Genomic DNA, 21,275 nt, shown 5'->3' on the forward strand with positions numbered 1-21,275 from the left:
TAATTGAACTTACTTATTTTAACATAGTGAGCAGCTGACGCTTAGTGGGATAATTTTTTTGAATTAGGTTAACTTTACTAATGTTAGTGAAGAAATATCATGGTACCATTAAAAGGGTATAATTTCGACAAAAAAATCAAAAAGAAGGTGATGGGTCGTGGAGAACCTCGCGATTGTTGATCTAGGGTCTAATTCCGCACGGTTAGCAATAACCCAGATCAATCCAAATGGAACGTTTCACGAGATTAAGCGGGTCAAGGAAAATACACGACTCTCTGAAGGGATGGGTCCCGAAAAAATCTTGCAAACTAAGGCGATGAACCATACCATTGCTGCCCTGAAGCGTTTTAAAAATGTCTATGAACGCTTTAACAATGTACAAGTAATTGCCATTACCACGGCAGCGGTTCGCCAAGCACGCAATCAGCAGGAGTTCTTAGCTCGGGTTAAAAATGAAACTGGCATTGAACTACGGGTTTTGTCAGGTCGTCAGGAAGCTTATTACGACTATTTAGGGGTTGTTCGGACACTTAAATTGGACCACTGCTTAATTTTAGATGTTGGTGGGGCCAGTTGTGAGTTAGTTTTGATCCAGCACCGGAAGGCGCGGGATATGATTTCTTTACCGTTTGGTGCGGTTAATATTTCAGAACAATTCCATCTAGGTGGCTTTGTTCGGGCAGCTGAGTTATTTCGAGCCCAGACAATGGTGACGCAACGCTATAATAAGGTGCCGTGGCTGCGTTATGCTAACCGGGTACCAATTGTTTTGTTAGGAGGTGCCAACCGGACGCTTGCAAGGATGAGCAAGACTCACCGACGGTCAAAGTACCGGGGAATTCATGGTTATCGTTTAACCTCACGGATTGTCTATGCTACTTACCGGGAGTTATTAAGCAAAAATCTTACCCAACGAAAAAAGATGCCGGGTTTGGAAAGTGATCGGGCGGACATCATTGTTGGTGGAATGCTGCCTCTGATTTGCCTTCTACAACGCAACAGTGATGGCCGGGTCATTTTCTCGGAAAGCGGGGTTCGCGAAGGAATTATTACAGAGTATATTCAGCACCGCCAAATCCGGGACGGTGACGGTCATGCGTAATGATTGGCTGAAAGGACTTTACCAAAAATCAGTCACTGAACGGCAACGGTTGATTGCGAAATATTGTCAGTTAACGTTAGCTGAAGAACAAACGTTACGCGACCAGACCACGTCGATTAATAACGAATTGATCGAAAATTACGTGATGGACTATCAGCTCCCGGAAGGGGTAGCAATCCAGCTCAAGGTGAATGGTCAACATTATGTTGTCCCAATGGCCATTGAAGAACCGTCAGTAATTGCTGCTGCATGTAACGGTGCCAAACGGATTTCAGCCAGTGGCGGCTTTCAAGCTGCTCCACAAACCCGGATTGTGCGTGGCCAGGTTCTGATTAGTGATGCGGATGAGCAGCAGTTTAGTGAATGGTGTCAAAAAAATCGTGAAATTATTTTGCAAGTTGCTAATGATGCGCACCCATCGATGAAAAAACGGGGAGCGGGTGCCAAAAACTATCAGGTACGGCGCACTGGACGGTTCCTTAGTTTAGACATTCTCATTGACGTTGATCAAGCCATGGGAGCCAATAGTGTAAACACGATGGCAGAAGCCGTTGGTGAATATTGTCAGCAACATGAATGGCATGTTTTAGCAGCGATTTTGAGTAATTATGCAGTTGATGCCGTGCAAACGTTGAAGTGTTTAGTACATAATGGCGAGCTTGCGACAAAGAAAATGACGGGGCGCCAAGTTGCTGAACGGATTGCAGAGTTGAGTGAAGTTGCGCAAGCAGATCCTTATCGCGCAGTGACCCATAATAAGGGGATTATGAACGGAATTGATGCTGCGGTCATCGCCAGCGGTAATGATTGGCGTGCGGTTGAAGCTGGCGCCCATGCCTATGCGGCCCGTGACGGTCAGTATCGTGGCTTAAGTCAGTGGCGATTAGTTGATAATGGGCTAGAAGGAATGCTTACTATTCCATTAACGGTGGGGGTGGTTGGTGGATCCATCAAATTGACCCCGCAATCCAAAGTTAATTATCAAATCAGTCAGATTAAAAATGCGCAAGAATTGAGTGCGGTGATTGCCAGTGTTGGCTTAGCACAAAATTTGGCGGCATTACGGGCACTTGCCACGACGGGAATTCAATCCGGTCATATGAAATTACAGTATCGTTCACTTGCAATTAGTGTCGGTGCTAATACTAATGAAATTGAACCATTAACGGAATTATTGCGGACCGTGCCAAAAGTCGATACAACGGTCGCTAAGCAACTATTACAGCAGTTACGAAAGGAGCAATAACATGCCGAAACCATTTCAATTAAACCAGGAAGCCCAAAGCTTGTTGGATGCGGTCAATGAGCTTTATCCGGAGGGTAGCGTTTTCGTGCAGTTTGATCAAGATAAGGAACCCGTTGGCTATGTTCGTCATGACCAGGCCCGGCAAACAACATTGCCAGGTGGCTTAGTAATTACGGTGACAGACATGACGGCGCCAAACTATACGGCTTCCCATGAATTATTGCATTTATTGATGCTTTTGCGTGGCTTTCCGCAGATCTTCTTCCAGCTTTCACTTGGTGATGAGCAGTTGGATGAACAAATGATGATTATGTCAACTGACTTATATGATGTCGCAATGCACCGGGTGGTGGTGGCTGAACAACGGAAGCACGGCTTAATTGATGAACAAGTCGAAGTCGAATATTTAAAAGGAATTCAAGCGACAATTTCTAAAGAAAACGACCAGGGCGATGACGATGAACGGACGCTTCGGCTATTGACGCTGCTTGACGCACTGGTTTTTTATGGTGACCACATTGACCAAGTTAAGGATCAATTGACTACTGATTATCCAGTCGCATTCGCAGCTGCCCAAAAGATGTATGATCAAATTACGGAACGGCGGATTGATTCTCCATTTGAAATGCGGCGTCAAATCGTCAAATTGTATCAGCTTTTTGATGCGCAACTCCTTGAGTGGGGACTGCCAGCATTGCATAATAATGAATTTACAACGGTTTCGCCGGTATTAAGTGCGCGCCAACTACGGCTCAAGGTCCGGCAGGTCTTTGAAATCTTCCATTCAGATATGGAGGATCGGCAGGGACATGATGATGTTTACATTGGCCTTCGGCGGAATGACCACCAAAATTCCTTTACCTTACATGGGCCCGCAGGGAAAGATCGTGCTCAAGCATTTGTGAAGATGTATGACGAACCAGTGGAACAATTATTAAAGGAACTAAACGTGCCATTCATTGTAAGGAAGTGATCAAATGGCAGTCGCAGAACAACAACTTTTTGATGGAGCAAATCATATTGTATTTCTAACTGGTGCGGGGGTTTCCACAATTACTGCAAACAGAACCTGTACTTTCCGGATGCACGGCCCAATGTAATTCATGAAAAGCAGGCGGCGCTAACGCAGCAGGATCGTGCAACCGTAATTACCCAGAATATTGATAATTTATATGAAGAAGCAGGAACGAAGCATTTAGTCGACTTTCATGGCAATCTTTACCACGTCTACTGTGAAAAATGTCATGAAACAGTTCCAGTGGCCGATTATTTAAAGAGTCGGATTCATGAGAAGGATGGGGGAAGCTTGCGTCCAGACATCGTGTTATACGATGCAGGAATTTCTCAAGCGGCCATTTCACAGTCAGTGAATGCGATGGCCAATGCAGATTTGGTTGTTATTGTCGGAACGTCCATGAAAGTATATCCATTTGCGGGGTTACTGCAGTATGCTAATCCAGCAGCGAAAGTGTTGGCCATTAACCAACAAGCTTTAAATTTGCCAGTTGATTTTACAATGATTCAAGCAGACGCCACTAAATACTTTGCTGAATTGGCCGTTCAATGATAGACTGAATTTAAAATAAAATCGTAGTCTCCAAAGTTGGTTTGCCAACCTTTGGAGACTTCTTTGTACGTACTAAGACGAAAGGAGGGCGATTCAATGAGTAAACAGGTCAAATATACAATTGGAATTGTCTTATTTTGTGAATTTTTAATTTGTTTAGGGATGAGTCTCATTTTCCCGGTCATGCCGTTTATCCGGAATGAATATCACTTTTCGGCATTTGATATGGGAATGATGTCATCGCTATTTACCCTCGTGCAATTTATTGCTTCGCCGATCGTAGGCCGTATTTCTGATCGGACGGGTCGAAAACCGATGTTAGTTTGGGGGCTGATTGGTTTTCGGCCTCGCTGAATTTGTCTTTGCTGCAACCAGTAAGCTCTGGCTATTTGACTTGTCACGGGCGGTCGATGGCCTTTCTGCGGCAATGTTTGTGCCGACTTCGATGGCGCTGGCAGCTGATATCACTACTCGTGAACAACGGGCAAAAGTAATTGGGTGGCTTTCCGCAGCCTTTAGTGGTGGTTTAATGCTCGGCCCCGGACTTGGTGGTCTGCTGGCCAACATTAGCTATAAAATGCCATTTTGGGTTGCCGGAGTTTTGGGCATTATTAGTGCCATTGTGGCGTTCTTTGCCTTGCCAGCGGATGCACAAGAAGAGCGGCAAATCCATACTGAGCGGGCGGATGAAGAGCTGGCCGGCAGTAGTTGGGATGCCGTGAAAAAGATGATGACCCCGGCTCTGGTGGTTCTCTTCGTAATGATTCTCGTCTCTGCCTTTGGCCTGGCCGGCTTTGAAAGCATTTATAGCCTGTACGTTAACCAAGTTCACCATTTTGATCTGACTACCATTGCGGCTGTTTTAACGGTTAATGGAGTATTGTCTTTGATGTTGCAAGTCTTTTTATTTGATCACCTTGTGATTTGGTTCGGCGAAGTCCAGATCATTCGGTGGAGCTTCTTCATTAGTGTGATCGGGACGCTGATTGTGATTTATGATCATTCCCACTGGCAGTTATTTGTGGCTATGTTAGTGGTTTATGAAGGCTTTGATATGTTGCGCCCGGCAATTACGACTTTACTGACCAAGATGAGTGAAAGTAATCAGGGATTGTTAAACGGGATTAACATGTCGTTAACGAGCATTGGTAACATCATTGGTCCACTGCTCTCTGGAGCCTTATTAGATATGAATTACCAGGCACCATACTTAGTAGTGGCCGTTTTTATGCTAGTGTCATTCTTTATTACCTTTGGAGTGAGTCACGAAATGAAGATTGCATAATTAAAGGGTTGGCAATTATGCTTTGCCAACCCTTTTTGGTTAACTAAAATTAATGGTTTTACCCGCGACTTTCCAGATCCGTGGCAGACGATCCTTACGTTCATGCTGACTTATCTGGTGAGTGGTTGGTAAACGGTGTAATAAGTGTTTAAACATAACTATCGTCTCCTTTCATTTCATCCTTAAAATAACACGATGAAATGCCGTTTTAAAGGGATTTGTGGTACTATGAGAAAGTGATAAAAAATGAATGCAAAGGGCTATTCAGTCGAATGCAATTAATTACTGTTTTTCCATGACAAAATGATAGATTATGCATAAATTGCCTGAATATAGTAAAAAATATACACTTAGCATTTTTTAATTAAAAGCCGAATTATGAGTAAATGAATTTAAATTCTTATTTGAAAAAGGAGGGATCAAATGAAGACGACACTCGCTTTGACGACCTGGACGGAGCATCCCGCACTTATCAATGAATCACGACCAGTGACCTTACGGGAATATGCCCAGTATTTACCAGCAGTCGAAGTGGACACCTTTTTCTATGCACTGCCCCAATTAAAAACGGTGCAGCAATGGATTAATGATGTGAGTCCAGATTTTCAGTTTATTGTCAAAGCCCACCAATCCATGACGAAGCATCCACGAGCGGTAACGCCAGATGGAATTTCATTACCGGAAATGTTTGCGTGTTTTAAGCAGGTCCTTCGTCCATTATTGGCAACTAATCAGCTCAAAACAGTCCTCTTCCAATTTCCACCACAATTTGATGCCACAGTAAAAAACATTGAGTACTTGATGAAGGTTCGTCAGTGGATGGGGTCGTTACCGATTGCCATTGAATTGCGAAATCGGAGTTGGTATCGCTCGGCGGTGGTGAAATCGTTAGTGGGTTATTGTCAGGATTTAAAGCTAACGTTGGTGGCGGCTGACGAACCCAACCAGATTGAGGCATCAGTGCCATTTTATCTGGCCACTACGAATCCCAATTTAGCGCTGATTCGTCTTCATGGACGAAATGCGCAGGGATGGAATCACCCGGGACAGGAATGGCGTAAGAAGCGGACTTTATACCGTTATTCTGATGAACAGCTGCAAAGCCTCAGTCAACGAATTTTAGCACTACAGCCAGCGCCAAGGGAGGTTTGCGTGATCTTCAATAATAACTCTGGACGGGATGCTGCACCAAATGCGCAAACCTTACAGAAAATCATGGGATTGCATTTTCGCGGACTGGTTCCCCGCGATCCCAAACAGCTCGACCTTTTTTAAACCGTACCCCAATAAATGGGCGGTAATAATCGAATTTTCGGGCGTTCTTTGCTATACTATTTTTAATTACCACATGAGAAAGAGGGAATGCGGAATGGCTGACACCAAACCAACATACTACATTACAACACCGATTTATTATCCATCTGGCAAACTGCATATTGGAAACTCCTACACTACAATTGCCTGTGATGCAGAAGCCCGTTTTAAGCGGCTCACTGGTTATGATGTTTTTTATTTAACTGGGACGGACGAACACGGCTTGAAGATTGAACAAAAGGCTGAACAGTTAGGAATGAAGCCCCAAGAGTACGTTGACCAAATGGCTACAGGCATTAAAAAGTTATGGAAGACTTTAGATATTACCAACGATAAGTTCATTCGGACGACGGATGACTATCATGAACGGGCAGTTCAGAAGATTTTCCAGCAGCTGCTGGACCAGGGTGATATTTACAAGGGCAAGTATACCGGCTGGTATTCAGTGGATGATGAAGAATACTTCACGGAGAGTCAGCTTGCGGAAGTGTACCGTGATGATAATGGTAAAGTTATCGGCGGGAAAGCGCCATCGGGTCATGAAGTCCAATTGGTCGAAGAAGAATCATATTTCTTCAAGATGAGCAAGTATGCTGATTGGTTAATGGACTATTACAAGGAACATCCGGATTTCATTGAACCACACACGCGGATGAACGAAATGGTTAATAACTTCCTGAAACCAGGGCTTGAAGATCTAGCGGTGACGCGAACTTCCTTTAACTGGGGTGTCAAGGTGCCAAATGATCCTAAACACGTGGTTTACGTGTGGATTGATGCGCTGTCAAACTACATTACGGCGCTTGGCTACGGTTCAGATGACAACCGCTTATTTAAGAAGTACTGGCCAGCGGATGTGCACATGGTCGGTAAAGAAATTGTCCGTTTCCACACGATTTATTGGCCAATCATGCTGCATGCCCTTGGACTGCCATTACCAAAGCATGTCATTGGTCACGGTTGGTTAACGATGAAGGACGGCAAGATGTCCAAGTCAAAGGGGAACGTCATTTACCCACAAACCTTAGTGGAACGTTACGGTTTGGATGCCACACGTTATTACCTGCTGAGAGCAATGCCATTTGGTAACGATGGAATTTTTAGTCCAGAAGACTTTGTTGATAAAGTTAACTTTGACCTGGCTAATGACCTCGGGAACCTGCTTAACCGGACGGTAGCGATGATTAATAAGTACCAGGGTGGTCAAGTTCAGGGGACCAACACGGCAATGACGCCATATGACCAAGATCTTGAACAAACCGCCGCAGATGTACTGGCCGAATACAGTGATTTGATGGATCAATGTCACTTTGCCGAAGCCTTAGCTAGTGTTTGGAAATTGATTTCCCGGGTCAACAAGTACATTGATGAAACCGAACCTTGGGTATTAGCTAAGGATGAGGATAAAAAAGCTGAATTATCTGATGTTATGACTCATTTGGCAAAGGCATTGCGGTTTATTGCAGCACTCTTGCAACCAACAATGCCCAACGCACCAAAGGAAATTTTGCAGCAATTAGGGTTAGCAGATACTGAAATAACTCTGAATGACTTATCATTTAATGATTTTCCGACAGCGGCCACTGTGGTTAAGAAGGGAACACCAATCTTCCCACGGCGTGATGTAAAGGAAGAAGTTGCTTTCTTGAAGTCCCAAATGACGGCCAACACCAAGCAAAAGGGGCGTAAGGCAATGGAACAAGCCAAGAAAGCAGCCCAAGAAAAGGAACAAGAGCAGACGACCGGAAAGAAAGCAATTCGGATTGAAGCCTTTGATAAAGTGGCCTTACTGGTTGGTGAAATTAAAGCCGCTGGTCACGTTCAAGGAGCGGATAAATTGCTGAAATTCCAAATTGACGATGGCACACCAGAAGGTCGGCAAATTCTGTCTGGAATTGCGCAATGGTATCCGAAACCCGAAAAGCTGGTTGGTAAGAAGGTGGCATTTGTTGCCAACTTGAAGCCACGAAAGATGCGTGGTGAATTAAGCCAAGGAATGTTACTGTCTGCTGAACATGATGGCGAAGTTCAATTGCTGATTCTGCCAGATAGTCTGGTTCCTGGTTCAGAAATTGGCTAATTAAGCGGTTGTGAAGGAGTCCAGAATGGTTAGTCCAGTCATCCCATTAAAAATTTATGATTCCCATACTCATTTGAATGATGATTGTTTTTATCATGATGTGCCAGCTTACCTGGCTCGGGCGCGTCATTATGGCGTAGTAACGATGAATATGGTAGGTTCAAATCAGGTTCTGAATGAACGCGCGCTTCAATTAGCGCATCAGTATTCCGAACTGCGCGCCATCGTTGGCTGGCATCCGGAAGATGCTAAGGATTATGATCAAAAAGCCCAAACTACACTACGAGCTCAGTTAGTGGATTCATGTGTAGTTGGGATTGGTGAGATTGGCTTAGATTATCACTGGGATACTAGTCCGCACGCAGTCCAACAGCGGGTTTTTGAAGAACAACTAGCGTTAGCTCGTGAATTGCAGTTGCCGGTTTCCATTCATTGTCGAGAAGCACTAGCGGATACCTACCAAATTCTTAAAGCGAATCATGTTGGCGACTTTGGTGGGGTTATGCATAGTTTTGCTGGTGATGCCGAATGGGCGCGTAAATTTCTAGCACTGGGGATGCACCTCTCATACAGCGGCGTGGTGAGTTTCCATCGGGCAACCGCGGTGCATGAGGCGGCAAAGGTAACGCCATTAGATCGGATGATGGTAGAAACGGATGCACCATATCTGACGCCCATTCCTTACCGGGGTAAGCAGAATGAACCTGGTTTTACGTATTATACGGTGTTGGCATTAAGCGAGTTATTAGACGAGTCACCACAGACGATCGCCCAGGTAAGTTATCAAAATGCTGATCGGTTATTTAAAGAAAGAGTCCCACATGAAAAAAATTAAAGAAGTCATTGTTGTCGAAGGCAAAGATGATACGAAACAAGTTCAGCGGGCGGTAGATGCAGACACGTTTGAAACAAACGGGTCTGCTTTATCGTTAGCTGACATTGAGCAACTAAAGAAGCTCCAGGTGCGGCGTGGCTTGATCGTCTTTACCGACCCGGATTTCAACGGGGAACGGCTGCGCAAAATGATCAGTCAAGCGATTCCAGGAGTGAAGCACGCCTTTATTCAACGGCGACAAGGTGTACCGACAGAAGCGCACGGCAGTTTGGGGGTGGAACATGCCTCGCAGCAGGTGATTCGCGAAGCTCTTAGTAATTTGTACACCGAAGAAGAGGTTGATCAGCCCGAATTTACCCGAACCGATATGGCAAAGGCCAATTTGGTTGGGGGTGCGACTGCTCGGTACCGTCGTGAACGGTTAGGACAAATTTTGGGAATTGGTTACGGTAACGGAAAGCAAATGCTAAAACGGCTGAACGTTTTTCGGGTCTCTCGAACGCAGTTCCAAAAGGCAATGGTACAAGTCAATCAGGAGGATGAAGATGGCCATAAGTGAGATTGGGAGTAGTCAACGGACTCGCGAAATCATTAAAAAGTACGGGATTCATGCCAAAAAAGGGTTTGGACAAAACTTTTTAACTGATTTGAACGTGCTGACGGGGATTGTCGATGCAGCCCAGATTACGAAACAAGATAATGTCATTGAAATTGGCTCCGGTTTGGGGGCCTTGACCGAACAATTGGCTAAATCAGCTGGTGAAGTCGTAGCCTTGGAAATTGACACTGATTTATTGCCGCTTTTGGCGGATGTTCTGTCACCGTACAAGAATGTCAAGGTGATTAATCAAGATGTTTTGAAGGCAAACCTACCGAAGTTAATTCAAGAAGAGTTTACTGATCCCAGTCGACCGGTTAAAGTGGTCGCTAATTTACCCTATTACATTACTAGTCCCATTTTGATGAACCTGCTTAATAGCTCTGTGCAATGGGCAGCCATTTGTGTCATGATGCAAAAGGAAGTGGCAGAGCGGCTAACGGCTAAGGTTGGGACTAAGCAGTATGGAGCTTTGACCTTAGCCATTGAATACTCGATGACCGCACAGCTTGCGTTTGGCGTATCTCGGCATTCGTTTGTTCCAGCGCCCAATGTTGATTCTGCCATCGTGGTACTAACACCGCGTACCACAGCGCTTACGGAGCAGCCTTTCGATCAAGCCAAACTATTTAGTTTGATTAAGACCTGTTTTGCCCACCGGCGGAAAAACTTGTGGAACAATCTGAAACCGTTAATGAGGAAGAATAAAACAAAACAGCAAGCGGTCAAAGACGCTCTGGATCATCTTCAGATTGCCAGCACCGATCGGCCAGAAACCCTCTCGCTTTTGCAATTTATTCAGTTAGCAAACGGACTGCATGAAAAACAAATAATTTAGACTACGAAAAGAACATAGAGTAAGCCCCAGAGCTGGAATTGGTCAGTGCTGGAGCTTATTTGTTTATTCGTGACGCTTTTATCCACAGCTCCTCCTGAATTGTTCTTGCCTTAAATGATGAAGCAAGTTACTATAAAAAGAAAATAGACAACTGAGGGAGGGGTGAGGCAATGATTGTCACGGAGAAGGCACCTGCGAAAATCAATTTGTCATTGGACACACCAATGCGCTACCTAGATGGTTCGCCGCAATGGAACATGGTGATGAACTCGATTGATTTGGCAGATTATTTAACCATCGATATTCATACCCGACCACAAACGATTAAGATTTACACTGATAGTGGCTTTTTGCCGAATGACCAACGTAATTTAGCCTATCAAGCCGCACATATCTTAAAGACCAGATTTCACCGTCCAGAAGGGGTCACGGTGCGCATTAAGAAAAATATCCCCGTGGCGGCTGGCCTGGGCGGTGGTTCTTCAGATGCTGCTGCAGTGTTACGTGGCCTCAATTGCGGCTGGAATTTGGGCTTATCCTTGAATGAGCTGGCTGAATTATCATTGACGATTGATTCAGATGTTCCTTATTGCATTTATAGCCATACTGCCCACGTGACGGGACATGGAGAACAAATTCGTTTATTGCTGCAGTGCCCTCATTACTGGGCGATCATTGCCAAACCAAGCGTCAGTGTTTCAACGCCGACGATTCTGCGTCAAATTAATTATGAAAAAATTGTACATTTGGACAATGAAGGGTTACTCGAGGCCATTGAGCAGGAAAATTGGCAACATGCCTTTGCCAAAATGGGGAACGTTTTAGAACCAGTAACAATGAAGGAATATCCTAAGATAAAAAAGCTCAAGGACGGAATGCTCAAATTAGGCGCTGACATGGCACACATGAGTGGTACTGGTCCGACCGTCTTTGGCCTCTGTCACAGCGAATCACGAGCTAAGCGAATTTATAACAGTATGCGTGGCTTTTGTGGTGAAGTATATTTAGTGATGTTGTTGTAAAAATATTGATATCCAAGATAACTGGGAGCAATCCCAGTTTTTTTGTTGATTATTTTTGGAAAGTTCGGTAAGATATTTTTCGTAGATTAATAGTAATAATTACGATTAACGATAAAGTAGTAGTGCGATGAAGAAAAAGCGGTGGGGTTTGATTGGTTTAATTACTAGTTTGGCTGTTGTCTTAATTCTAATGATCACTGGTTGGCAACCACATTTACATCGCCAGCAACGACCGATTCGGGTGGTCACCAGTTTGAACTTTTATGGTGAAGTTGCCCAGAGTGTTGCTGGTAAATATGGAGATGTGACGTCTTTTATCAATAGTTCAGCCGTTGATACACACGATTTTCAACCATCGACCAAGCAGGCGCAGCAGTTAGCCGAAGCTAATGTCGTGATCGAAAATGGTTTAGGGTATGATACCTGGTTGCAAAAAATGACCAAGTCCACGGACCATGAGCAAGCCGTGATTAATGTTGGCCGAGAAGTGGCCCATAAAAAAGCAGGAAACAATGAACATGTTTGGTATCAGCCATCCACAATGAGTAATTTGGCCACCCAACTAGCCCAAAAGTATGCTAAATTAGATCCAAAACACCGCGCGTACTACTACGCCCGCGCCCAGCGTTATCAAAAGCAATTAGCTCCGCTTAACAAAACGATTGCGCAAGCCAAACGCGGAGTGGACTCCCAACGGAATGTTGTATTGGTGAGTGAGCCAGTTTTTGACTATGCTCTAGATAATTTGGGGTATCGAATCGCGAACCAGCGATTTGCAAAGGCGGTTGAGGATGATAATGATCCCTCACCAAAGGAAATTGCGGCGATGCAATCAGCAATTTGTCAGCATCGGGTGGCGTTCTTTGTTAATAATAAGCAGGAAAGTAACTCTACAATTAAAAATATGTTTAAACTTGCTCGGCAATCCGGTGTTCCGGTCCTCAACGTGACGGAAACCAAACCGGACCACCAAACCTATACCGAGTGGATGCAAACACAGTATCAGCAACTAATTAAGATTCAAGAACAGGGTGAATAAGATGGCATTGATTTCAGTTGATGACCTTAGCTTAGCGTATGGTGACCATACCGTTATTGAAAATTTAAGTTTTCAGGTCAATTCAGGCGACTTTTTAGTAATGATTGGTGAGAATGGTGCCGGAAAGACGACGGTGGTTCGTGCCTTATTAGGGGAGTTAAAGCCCCGCCGCGGTGAAATTAGTCGGGCCAATCACTTAAAGATTGGTTATGTCCCACAGTTTCGCAACTTACCGGCTAACTATCCATTAGCGGTCCGGGATTTTGTGGCGCTCAACCTTACTCAATCACGCTGGCCCTGGTTAAAAAAGACTGAGCAGCATCGTTTAGACCGGATTATTCGGAAAACTAATTTAACCACGATTGAAGACCGACCACTGGGGTTAGCATCCGGTGGTGAAAAGCAGCGGGCCTATTTGGCCCAAGCACTCGTTGATGATCCGCAACTATTAATTTTGGATGAATCGACGGCCAGTTTAGACAATGAAATGAAGTACGATTTATTAGATTTTGTAGCTAAGTTTCAGCAAAATGGCTTGAGTGTGCTCTTTATCACTCACGATTGGGATTTAGCAAAGCGCTATGGAACACGCTACTTACAGTTATTACCAGATGGCTCCTACCAAAGTGGCCCCATTAATGAATTGCCTAGTGATGAGGAGGTGCGCAATGTTTAGTCTCAGCTTTATGCGTTATGCGTTTGTGGCCGGTACATTTATTGCAATTGTCAGTGGAGTAATTGGGGTTTTTGTGGTGGCGCGGAATATGCCATTTATGACCCACACTCTTTCAGAGATTGGTTTTGCTGGTGCATCGTTTGCTCTTTTTATGGGCTGGCCGGCTTTAAATGGGATGATTTTATTTACCATTCTTAGTTCAGTGATGGTTGGTCAATTGAGCATTGATGAATCTCGCCGCGAGTCAGTTATTTCGGCAGTGTCAGCGCTATTCATCGGGTTAGGAATTCTCTTTTTGTATCTTTCCAGTAAAACTGCCAGTTCAGCCACGAGTATCTTGTTTGGGAGCGTTGTCGGCATTAGCCGCCATGAGGTCGTGCAGCTGGTATGCCTCTCTGCGGTTGTTCTCGTGATCGTTTTCCTTATTTACCGTAAATTGAAATTTTCCTCATTTGATCCTGAGGGTGCAGCAGCGAACGGGTTAAACGAAACAGTGATTTCCGTCATCTTCCTATTGCTCTTGGCAATGAGCGTTAGTGTGGCAGTCCAAATTGTGGGGACACTATTGATTTTTGTCCTATTGACACTGCCTGCGGCCAGTGCAAAATATTACACGACCGGGACTGCCAAGATCATTGGACTAGCAATTTTATTCGCGCTATTGGGAATTTGGCTGGGATTGTACTTAGCCTACATTACAAACTGGCCAGTTAGTTTTTTCACTTCGACAATTGAAGTGCTGATCTACTTATCCGCCCTGTTATATCGGCAGCGAGCTAACGATTAAAATGAAAATAATTGGTATTTACCAAGCGAGCCGAATGAGGCCCGCTTTTTTTAGTGAAATTATGGAAAAATCAGTTAAAAGCCGAACAATTATGTTATGATTTGAAGGTACACAAAACGTTTGTATTAACAGCATAATGAATTAAAGGAGCTACATAATGAAAGTTAGACGAAGCAACCGGCTAGTGGACATGACTCGCTATTTACTGGATCACCCACGAGAACTGGTTTCCCTAAAGTTTTTTGGCCATCGTTATGACTCAGCTAAGTCATCAATTAGTGAAGATTTAAGTATTATTCGGAATACAGTTGAACGATGGGGTGTCGGTCGCCTGGAAACTCTTCCCGGAGCTAGTGGCGGTGCACGTTTGACGCCACTGTATTCTAAGAAAAACGCGGCGACAGTAATTGATGAACTGGTCCAAGCGGTGAATGATGATAGTCGATTGTTACCAGGTGGTTATGTTTATTTATCTGATTTGCTGGGGCGTCCGGACATTTTACGTGAAGTGGGTCGCTTGATTGCTACCCAGTACGTTGATCAAGATGTTGATGTGATCATGACCGTAGAAACCAAGGGGATTCCAATTGCCCAGAGTGTGGCGATGTATCTCAATCGACCGTTTGTAATTGTTCGTAATTCTTCCCATATTACGGAAGGTTCGACCGTCAGTGTTAACTACGTATCAGGTTCATCCCAACGGATTAAAAAGATGGAACTGTCCCGTCGAACGATGAAGGAGGGCGCTAACGTGGTTGTAGTTGACGACTTTCTCAAGGGTGGTGGGACGATGAACGGAATGAAGTCCCTTATCCAAGAATTTGGCGCCCACCTAGTGGGTATGACCGCGTTTGCAGAAGGTCAGTTTGACGGTGAACGACTAGTGGAAGATTGTACTTCATTAATTAAAGTGGATGCCCAAGATGGGGTTAACCGGCATTTAAGTGCCCAACCAGGCAACTATTTGGAAAAAGTTTTTAAGAAATAAGGAGCAATGAGAGTCATGCAACAGAAAAACGCAATTATTCTGGCAGCCGGCAAGGGTACCCGAATGAAGTCTAAATTATACAAAGTTTTGCACGAAGTTTGTGGTAAAAGTATGGTGGAACACGTACTGAGTCAACTTGAAGCGGCTAAGATTGATAATATTGTGACCGTGGTTGGCTATGGGGCGGAAAGTGTGGAAAACACCATTGGTCCCCGTTCTAAGTTTGCCCTCCAAAAACAACAATTGGGGACTGGTCATGCCGTGATGCAGACTGAAGACCTACTAGGCGACATTGATGGTGAGACACTGGTAGTCAGTGGTGACACACCATTATTTACGGCTGATACCTTTAACAAGTTGTTCGAATACCATAAGCAACGGAAAGCGGCAGTAACTATTTTAACTTCCGTTGCTCCTGATCCAACCGGTTACGGCCGGATTGTCCGGAATGATGTTGGTATTGTGGAACGGATCGTGGAACAAAAGGATGCTAGTCAAAAAGAACGGGAAATCCATGAAATCAACACAGGGGTCTACTGTTTCGATAATAAGAAGCTTTTTGCAGCCCTGAAGAAGATTAATAACGATAACGCACAGGGTGAATACTACTTGACTGATGTGATTGCTATTTTGAAGCAACAAGGTGAAGTGGTAACGGCATACAAGATGGCTGACTTCGATGAATCGATGGGGGTCAACAACCGGGTGGCACTGGCCCAAGCTAATAAGATCATGCGGAAGCGGATCAATGATGAATTAATGATGAATGGGGTTACGATGGTTGATCCAGAAACGACCTATATTGATGCTGGTGTTAAGATTGGCCGCGATACAGTTGTGGAAGGCAACGTTGTAATTAAGGGCAATACTGTCATCGGTAGTGACTGCTTGATTGGTGCTGGCTCCCGAATCACGGATTCACGGATTCATGATGGCGTCCAAATTATTTCATCCACGCTGGAACAAGCGGAAATGTATGATGGCTCTGATATTGGTCCGAATAGCCACTTACGGCCCCAAGCGGAAATTGGTAAACATGTTCACATCGGTAATTTCTGTGAGGTTAAGAAAGCCTACATTGGTGAAGGAACCAAGGTTGGCCATTTAACCTATGTTGGTGATGCCACTCTTGGTAAGAACATCAACGTTGGGTGTGGAGTAGTCTTTGTTAACTATGACGGTGCAAAGAAGCACCATACCAATGTTGGCGATCACGCATTTATCGGTAGCAATAGTAATTTAGTAGCCCCAGTTAACATCGCGGCTGATTCATTTGTGGCAGCCGGTTCAACCATTACGGACGATACTAAACAATTTGACATGGCAATTGCCCGTCAACGGCAAACAAATAAGGCGAATTACGCAAAAAAACTCCCGTGGTAGTTGCTTTTTCGCACCCCAATTAATAAGATAAGAGTGGTAAAGGGATTTTAATTTGGAGGACCTCATGAAACAGAAATATTTTGACCCGAATCTGAAGATTTTTTCTTTAAGTTCAAACCGTCCATTGGCCGAAAAAATTGCCGATGAAGTTGGTGTCGAACTTGGTAAATTATCCGTTGACCGGTTTAGTGACGGTGAAATTCAAATCAACATTGAAGAAAGTATCCGGGGCGATAATGTATATATTATTCAATCCACGTCAGCACCCGTAAATGATAACTTAATGGAATTGTTGATTATGATTGATGCTTTACGGCGTGCGAGTGCCAAGACCATCAATGTGGTCATGCCATACTATGGTTACGCCCGTCAAGATCGGAAGGCCCGTTCGCGGGAACCAATTACAGCCAAATTAGTGGCTAATATGCTGCAAAATTCTGGTGTTGATCGGGTGATCGCTTTAGATCTGCACGCAGCACAAATTCAAGGGTTCTTCGATATTCCAGTTGACCACTTGATGGGTGCACCATTACTGGCTGATTACTTCATTAAGCAGGGAGTAGCGAAGGATGCAGTCGTAATTTCACCAGACCATGGTGGGGTTGTTCGGGCCCGCGCCTTAGCTGAATTTTTGAAGGCACCAATTGCCATTATTGATAAGCGGCGGCCCAAGGCGAATGTTGCCAAAATCATGCATATTATCGGGAATGTTCAAGGTAAAAAGTGTATCATGATTGACGATATGATTGATACAGCCGGGACGATCACCTTGGGATCAAAGGCATTAATGGAGGCCGGAGCAACCGAAGTCTATGCTTCTTGTACCCATGCGGTATTATCTGGTCCGGCAATTGAACGACTAGAAGATTCACCAATTAAAGAAGTGGTGGTTACTGACTCAATTCAATTACCAAAGGAAAAGCAAATTGCGAAGATTAAGCAAGTTTCTGTGGCCCCATTAATTGCTGATGCAATTAAGCGGATTAATGAAAACCGGCCAGTGAGTCCATTGTTCAAAAACCTCTTCGATAAAGTTAGTAAAGAATAATTTTAAATCGTTTATTAAGATCGGTACTGACCTTAGTAAACGATTTTTGGTTATTCGGTAAAAATGGTATAATGTTCCTAACCCTGATTAAGGAGGAATAATGAAAATGAAAAAGAGTTTAATGTCTAAGTTGGCACTTTCCACAGCGGGAGTTGCCCTGGTGTTCGGGTTAGCCGGATGTGGACAAAAGAATAGCGCCAGTTCAGATAATAACTCAACGAAGTCAGCGAAGGTCACAGAAAGTGCCGCTGATAAAGCTTATAAGAAAGCTAATGATTTAATTACTAAGGGCCAATACCAAAAAGCCTATGACCTCTTAGATGATGTCGAACACGAAAACAAAAAGGTTGAATATCTTGAAGAAGACTTGGATAGTTACCTTGAAGCCCGTGAAGATTATAATAAGGGTGACTACCAAGAAGCTGAAGCCGAATTACCAGGTATGAAATCCAGCAGTAAGCCAATGAAGAAGGACTACAAGGCATTACGAGTGAAGATTTCGAAAGCCATTAATGGTGAGATTGAATCAAGCTCGACCAAGCAAACGAGTCAAAGCAGTAGTTCACAAGCTACTTCCAGTTCACAACGGGTAGCCAACGCGGATGCAGCGCGAGCAACTAAAGAAGATGTGGTAACGGACTTTGCTAATAAGATGGGCTTCAATAAGAAGGGGTACGGAATTATTCCAGTTTCCAAGCAAGGGAACGTATATCGCTTTGAAGTTCGGCAAAATAATTCCGATAATTCAGTTGCAAGCATGATTGGTATTTATGAATATAATTCTAATACTGGTTCAGCAACGAAAGTTAACTAAATCATCAATTTAAATAAAAATGGAACGTGATTGAGCAGTCAGATGGACTGTTTCCACGTTCCATTTTTTAATTTATTAGGGAGCAACAATATGATTATTTTGAATGTACTGTTGGAATTCATCGTAGATTGGCTGGAAAATTTCAATATTGTCATGTTGGACGAGCATTTCTTTCGGGAAGAAGAATCGTTCATCGCCCGCTTCCTTACCGGCAATACTAGCAACGAGGGTACTGACCTGTGATAATTCAATCAGTTCACCATTAGGTTGAATTAACTCAATCTGACTTTGGGGCTGGGAATCACGGGGGTTATAAGTGTCATACGGCAATTTATAGCTGGAATTTGTAGCCGTATAGTAATGGTCATTAAAGCCGGCGGTTGAAATCAAATCCCGCAATTTTGGTAAGAACGGTTCAGTGGTTGCATCATATAGGGCTGACTTTAGCGGCCGACGGTTTAAAAAGCGTTGGGCTAAATCACTCAGAATATCGTCACCAGAATTACGCCAATGCAGAAAGTAGGTTGTCAACACACCATCATCCAAAGAAAGGTAGTCATTAATGGTATAGTGACCATTAAAAAATGGCATGAGCAGGTGAGGTGTAAAAACCGGTGAATAGTCACTTGGATGCTGGTAAAGGTACTTAGCTCGCATCAGCAGGTGGTCTAAAATGACTTCCATTGAACGGGAAACCGGGTGAAAGTAAATTTGAAGGTACATCTGCAACCGACTAATGATGTAGTCTTCAACCGCATGCATTCCCGAAATTTCAAAAGCAATCCCGTTGTGAATGGGGCGCATTACTCGTAAGACTCGGTCGAGATCGTACTTACCGTAGTTGGTACCGGTATAATAAGCGTCCCGTTGCAGATAATCCATTCGATCAGCATCGACTTGACTGGAGATCATTTGAACGACCTGCTGATTCGGGTACGTATGATCAATCACACTGGCTACCTGTTGCGGAAATTCAGGGCCGACCCGTCGTAAAATTTGGTTAACATTGGTTCCAGGACTAGTGATGATTTGCCTGGTAATGGCTTCGTGGTCAGTGTGGAAAATGTGCTCAAAAGTGTGTGAATAAGGGCCATGGCCAAGGTCGTGCAGGAGTGCAGCAGTCAGTGCCACTGGTCGTTCACGATCATCCCAGAGACCATCACCAGGGCGCTTGCTGGGATAATTTCTTTGAAAATGATTGCACATCCGACGGGCAATTTCATAGACCCCTAGGCAATGACCAAAACGGGAATGTTCTGCACCGTGGAAGGTCAACGAGGTGGTACCGAGTTGTTTGACCCGGCGAAGTCGTTGAAATTCCGGGGTATTAATTAAATCGAGAATAATTTGATTATCGACAATGACGTGGCCATGAATTGGGTCCCTGAATACTTTTTCGCGAGGTAGATCTTCGTCTTTAAAACTCATAGTTCGCTTCCTAACGTAAACTTTTTTCTCCATTATACAAAACCTGCTGCCAGAAAGCACTGGTGGTCATTTAGCGATGGTCAGTTTATAATTAAAAGGATTAAAGGTGGGTGAAGAGCAATTAAAGAAGTATTTCCAGTGACAGTTCACTTGACGACTTCCATGACGATGGGAAGTGAGACTGAACACTTTGAGTTTACAGAAAGTGGTCAATTAATCCGGTTGAACGGCGGGCAGGTTTACCTGCGCTACCTAGAGCACCAGGATAATCAAGAGACGACTGTCCAGTTCCGACTGGATGAGGACCGGGTGCAATTAGACCGCCGGGGTCCACGTCAAACTAGGCTAGTCTTTGAGGCGGGGTCTGAAACGATGACTAGGTACCAAACTGAGTACGGAATTATTCACCTAGGGGTCGAAACCCGCCAATTAATTAAAAAGGTGGAGTTTACTAATCATACGGGTTCACTGCAAGCGACATATCGGTTGAAGAATCAGGGACAGGTCTTGGGAACTTACCGAATTCAATTGCAATTTGCGCCCTGATATTGTAATATGTAACTTAGACTTTTTGAAGGGATGTGCACCAATTTGGATTTAAAGGTTTTCGATGGCCAAGATAAATCAGAACTTTCGATGATCGAAGTCGCCCACGCCATCTTAGCTTATCATGGTGAAGCAATGGCCTTTGCCGACTTAACAAATGAAATTCAGCAATATCTTGGTAAGAGTGATGAGGAAATTCGGGAACGACTTTCCCAGTTCTACACTGATTTGAACGTCGATGGCAGTTTTATCTCCCTTGGTGATAACACTTGGGGATTACGTGCATGGTACCCATACGACTCAATTGATGAAGCCACGATTGGTGAATCTGATGATGACGATGATGATCGTCCAAATAAGCGTCGGCGGAAGGTCAATGCCTTCTTGACCGGAAGTGACGACGATGATGATGTGATCGATTACGATAATGATGATCCAGAAGATGATGATCTGAATGACGATGACGATTCAGATGATTACGATGACAGTGATGATGACGATGATGACAATCCGATCGAAGATGATGATACGGATAGCGACATTGAAAGTCACTTGTCAGAATTACATGACGATGATGATAGTTACGATGATGGAGATGAAGAATAAATTTCTGCTTGACTATTGTGACTAGCCTTTGTATTATTTTACTTGGGCTCCCAAGATTGCTTGGTACATCTCG

At 44.1% G+C, this 21,275-nt stretch carries 20 protein-coding genes and 2 pseudogenes; 21 read left to right on the forward strand and 1 reads right to left on the reverse strand.

Features of this window, described 5'->3' with window-relative positions; all coding sequences use genetic code 11:
- Positions 1–157: 157 nt before the first annotated feature.
- The 19 genes and pseudogenes from HMPREF0501_RS07135 to HMPREF0501_RS07220 all read left to right on the forward strand — a co-directional run bounded on the left by HMPREF0501_RS07135 (position 158) and on the right by HMPREF0501_RS07220 (position 18,622).
- The gene (locus HMPREF0501_RS07135) at positions 158–1,102 is read left to right on the forward strand and encodes a Ppx/GppA family phosphatase (RefSeq protein WP_006917272.1); all 945 of its coding nucleotides are present in this window, start codon (positions 158–160) and stop codon (positions 1,100–1,102) included.
- Complete coding sequence (locus HMPREF0501_RS07140; RefSeq protein WP_006917273.1) at positions 1,095–2,348, forward strand: hydroxymethylglutaryl-CoA reductase, degradative; 1,254 nt, start codon at positions 1,095–1,097, stop codon at positions 2,346–2,348. The genes HMPREF0501_RS07135 and HMPREF0501_RS07140 overlap by 8 nt, the downstream gene beginning before the upstream one ends.
- 1 nt (position 2,349) lies before the next feature.
- Positions 2,350–3,321 carry a hypothetical protein gene (locus tag HMPREF0501_RS07145; protein WP_006917274.1) on the forward strand — a complete coding sequence of 324 codons (972 nt, stop codon included), beginning with the start codon at positions 2,350–2,352 and terminating at the stop codon, positions 3,319–3,321.
- A gap of 4 nt (positions 3,322–3,325) precedes the next feature.
- On the forward strand, positions 3,326–3,448 hold the full coding sequence (locus HMPREF0501_RS09395; RefSeq protein WP_412047821.1) for a hypothetical protein: 123 nt from the start codon (positions 3,326–3,328) through the stop codon (positions 3,446–3,448).
- Positions 3,391–3,915: pseudogene (locus HMPREF0501_RS07150) on the forward strand (Sir2 family NAD-dependent protein deacetylase); the annotation flags it as partial. The gene HMPREF0501_RS09395 and the pseudogene HMPREF0501_RS07150, both read left to right, overlap by 58 nt.
- 96 nt (positions 3,916–4,011) lie before the next feature.
- A pseudogene (locus HMPREF0501_RS07155) lies at positions 4,012–5,200 on the forward strand (MFS transporter).
- A 423-nt stretch (positions 5,201–5,623) separates the two neighbouring features.
- On the forward strand, positions 5,624–6,475 hold the full coding sequence (locus HMPREF0501_RS07160) for a DUF72 domain-containing protein (protein ID WP_006917282.1): 852 nt from the start codon (positions 5,624–5,626) through the stop codon (positions 6,473–6,475).
- A 94-nt stretch (positions 6,476–6,569) separates the two neighbouring features.
- Entirely contained in the window at positions 6,570–8,594 is a 2,025-nt protein-coding gene (metG, locus tag HMPREF0501_RS07165; RefSeq protein ID WP_006917284.1) for a methionine--tRNA ligase, read from the forward strand.
- Positions 8,595–8,619: 25 nt separating this feature from the next.
- The gene (locus HMPREF0501_RS07170; RefSeq protein WP_006917286.1) at positions 8,620–9,429 is read left to right on the forward strand and encodes a TatD family hydrolase; all 810 of its coding nucleotides are present in this window, start codon (positions 8,620–8,622) and stop codon (positions 9,427–9,429) included.
- Positions 9,416–9,988 carry a ribonuclease M5 gene (gene rnmV, locus HMPREF0501_RS07175; RefSeq protein WP_040456121.1) on the forward strand — a complete coding sequence of 191 codons (573 nt, stop codon included), beginning with the start codon at positions 9,416–9,418 and terminating at the stop codon, positions 9,986–9,988. The genes HMPREF0501_RS07170 and rnmV overlap by 14 nt, the downstream gene beginning before the upstream one ends.
- The gene (gene rsmA / locus HMPREF0501_RS07180; RefSeq protein ID WP_006917289.1) at positions 9,969–10,865 is read left to right on the forward strand and encodes a 16S rRNA (adenine(1518)-N(6)/adenine(1519)-N(6))-dimethyltransferase RsmA; all 897 of its coding nucleotides are present in this window, start codon (positions 9,969–9,971) and stop codon (positions 10,863–10,865) included. Before rnmV ends, rsmA begins: the two co-directional genes overlap by 20 nt.
- A 170-nt stretch (positions 10,866–11,035) precedes the next feature.
- On the forward strand, positions 11,036–11,887 hold the full coding sequence (gene ispE, locus HMPREF0501_RS07185) for a 4-(cytidine 5'-diphospho)-2-C-methyl-D-erythritol kinase (RefSeq protein ID WP_006917290.1): 852 nt from the start codon (positions 11,036–11,038) through the stop codon (positions 11,885–11,887).
- A 127-nt stretch (positions 11,888–12,014) separates the two neighbouring features.
- Complete coding sequence (locus tag HMPREF0501_RS07190; RefSeq protein ID WP_006917291.1) at positions 12,015–12,926, forward strand: metal ABC transporter solute-binding protein, Zn/Mn family; 912 nt, start codon at positions 12,015–12,017, stop codon at positions 12,924–12,926.
- Position 12,927: 1 nt separating this feature from the next.
- Entirely contained in the window at positions 12,928–13,602 is a 675-nt protein-coding gene (locus tag HMPREF0501_RS07195; protein ID WP_006917295.1) for a metal ABC transporter ATP-binding protein, read from the forward strand.
- Complete coding sequence (locus HMPREF0501_RS07200; protein ID WP_006917296.1) at positions 13,595–14,389, forward strand: metal ABC transporter permease; 795 nt, start codon at positions 13,595–13,597, stop codon at positions 14,387–14,389. Before HMPREF0501_RS07195 ends, HMPREF0501_RS07200 begins: the two co-directional genes overlap by 8 nt.
- A gap of 157 nt (positions 14,390–14,546) precedes the next feature.
- Positions 14,547–15,377 carry a pur operon repressor gene (purR, locus tag HMPREF0501_RS07205; protein ID WP_006917297.1) on the forward strand — a complete coding sequence of 277 codons (831 nt, stop codon included), beginning with the start codon at positions 14,547–14,549 and terminating at the stop codon, positions 15,375–15,377.
- Between the two features lie 15 nt (positions 15,378–15,392).
- Positions 15,393–16,760 carry a bifunctional UDP-N-acetylglucosamine diphosphorylase/glucosamine-1-phosphate N-acetyltransferase GlmU gene (gene glmU, locus HMPREF0501_RS07210; protein ID WP_006917298.1) on the forward strand — a complete coding sequence of 456 codons (1,368 nt, stop codon included), beginning with the start codon at positions 15,393–15,395 and terminating at the stop codon, positions 16,758–16,760.
- A 64-nt stretch (positions 16,761–16,824) separates the two neighbouring features.
- Complete coding sequence (locus HMPREF0501_RS07215) at positions 16,825–17,808, forward strand: ribose-phosphate diphosphokinase (protein ID WP_006917299.1); 984 nt, start codon at positions 16,825–16,827, stop codon at positions 17,806–17,808.
- Between the two features lie 106 nt (positions 17,809–17,914).
- Entirely contained in the window at positions 17,915–18,622 is a 708-nt protein-coding gene (locus tag HMPREF0501_RS07220; RefSeq protein WP_040456126.1) for a hypothetical protein, read from the forward strand.
- 75 nt (positions 18,623–18,697) lie between these two features.
- On the opposite strand, the gene HMPREF0501_RS07225 is transcribed toward HMPREF0501_RS07220, so the two are convergent.
- Complete coding sequence (locus HMPREF0501_RS07225; RefSeq protein ID WP_006917301.1) at positions 18,698–20,050, reverse strand: HD domain-containing protein; 1,353 nt, start codon at positions 20,048–20,050, stop codon at positions 18,698–18,700.
- Positions 20,051–20,188: 138 nt separating this feature from the next.
- Here HMPREF0501_RS07225 and HMPREF0501_RS07230 point away from each other — a divergent pair, with 138 nt between their 5' ends.
- Together HMPREF0501_RS07230 and rpoE are read left to right on the forward strand one after the other, a co-directional pair.
- Entirely contained in the window at positions 20,189–20,596 is a 408-nt protein-coding gene (locus HMPREF0501_RS07230) for a DUF1934 domain-containing protein (protein ID WP_006917303.1), read from the forward strand.
- 45 nt (positions 20,597–20,641) lie between these two features.
- A complete protein-coding gene (rpoE, locus tag HMPREF0501_RS07235) occupies positions 20,642–21,202 on the forward strand; it encodes a DNA-directed RNA polymerase subunit delta (protein ID WP_191975871.1) in 561 nt (186 codons plus the stop codon).
- The last annotated feature ends 73 nt before the right edge of the window (positions 21,203–21,275 follow it).

Origin of the sequence: Limosilactobacillus coleohominis 101-4-CHN (genome assembly GCF_000161935.1) — a bacterium.
Classification (GTDB): Bacteria; Bacillota; Bacilli; order Lactobacillales; family Lactobacillaceae; genus Limosilactobacillus; species Limosilactobacillus coleohominis_A.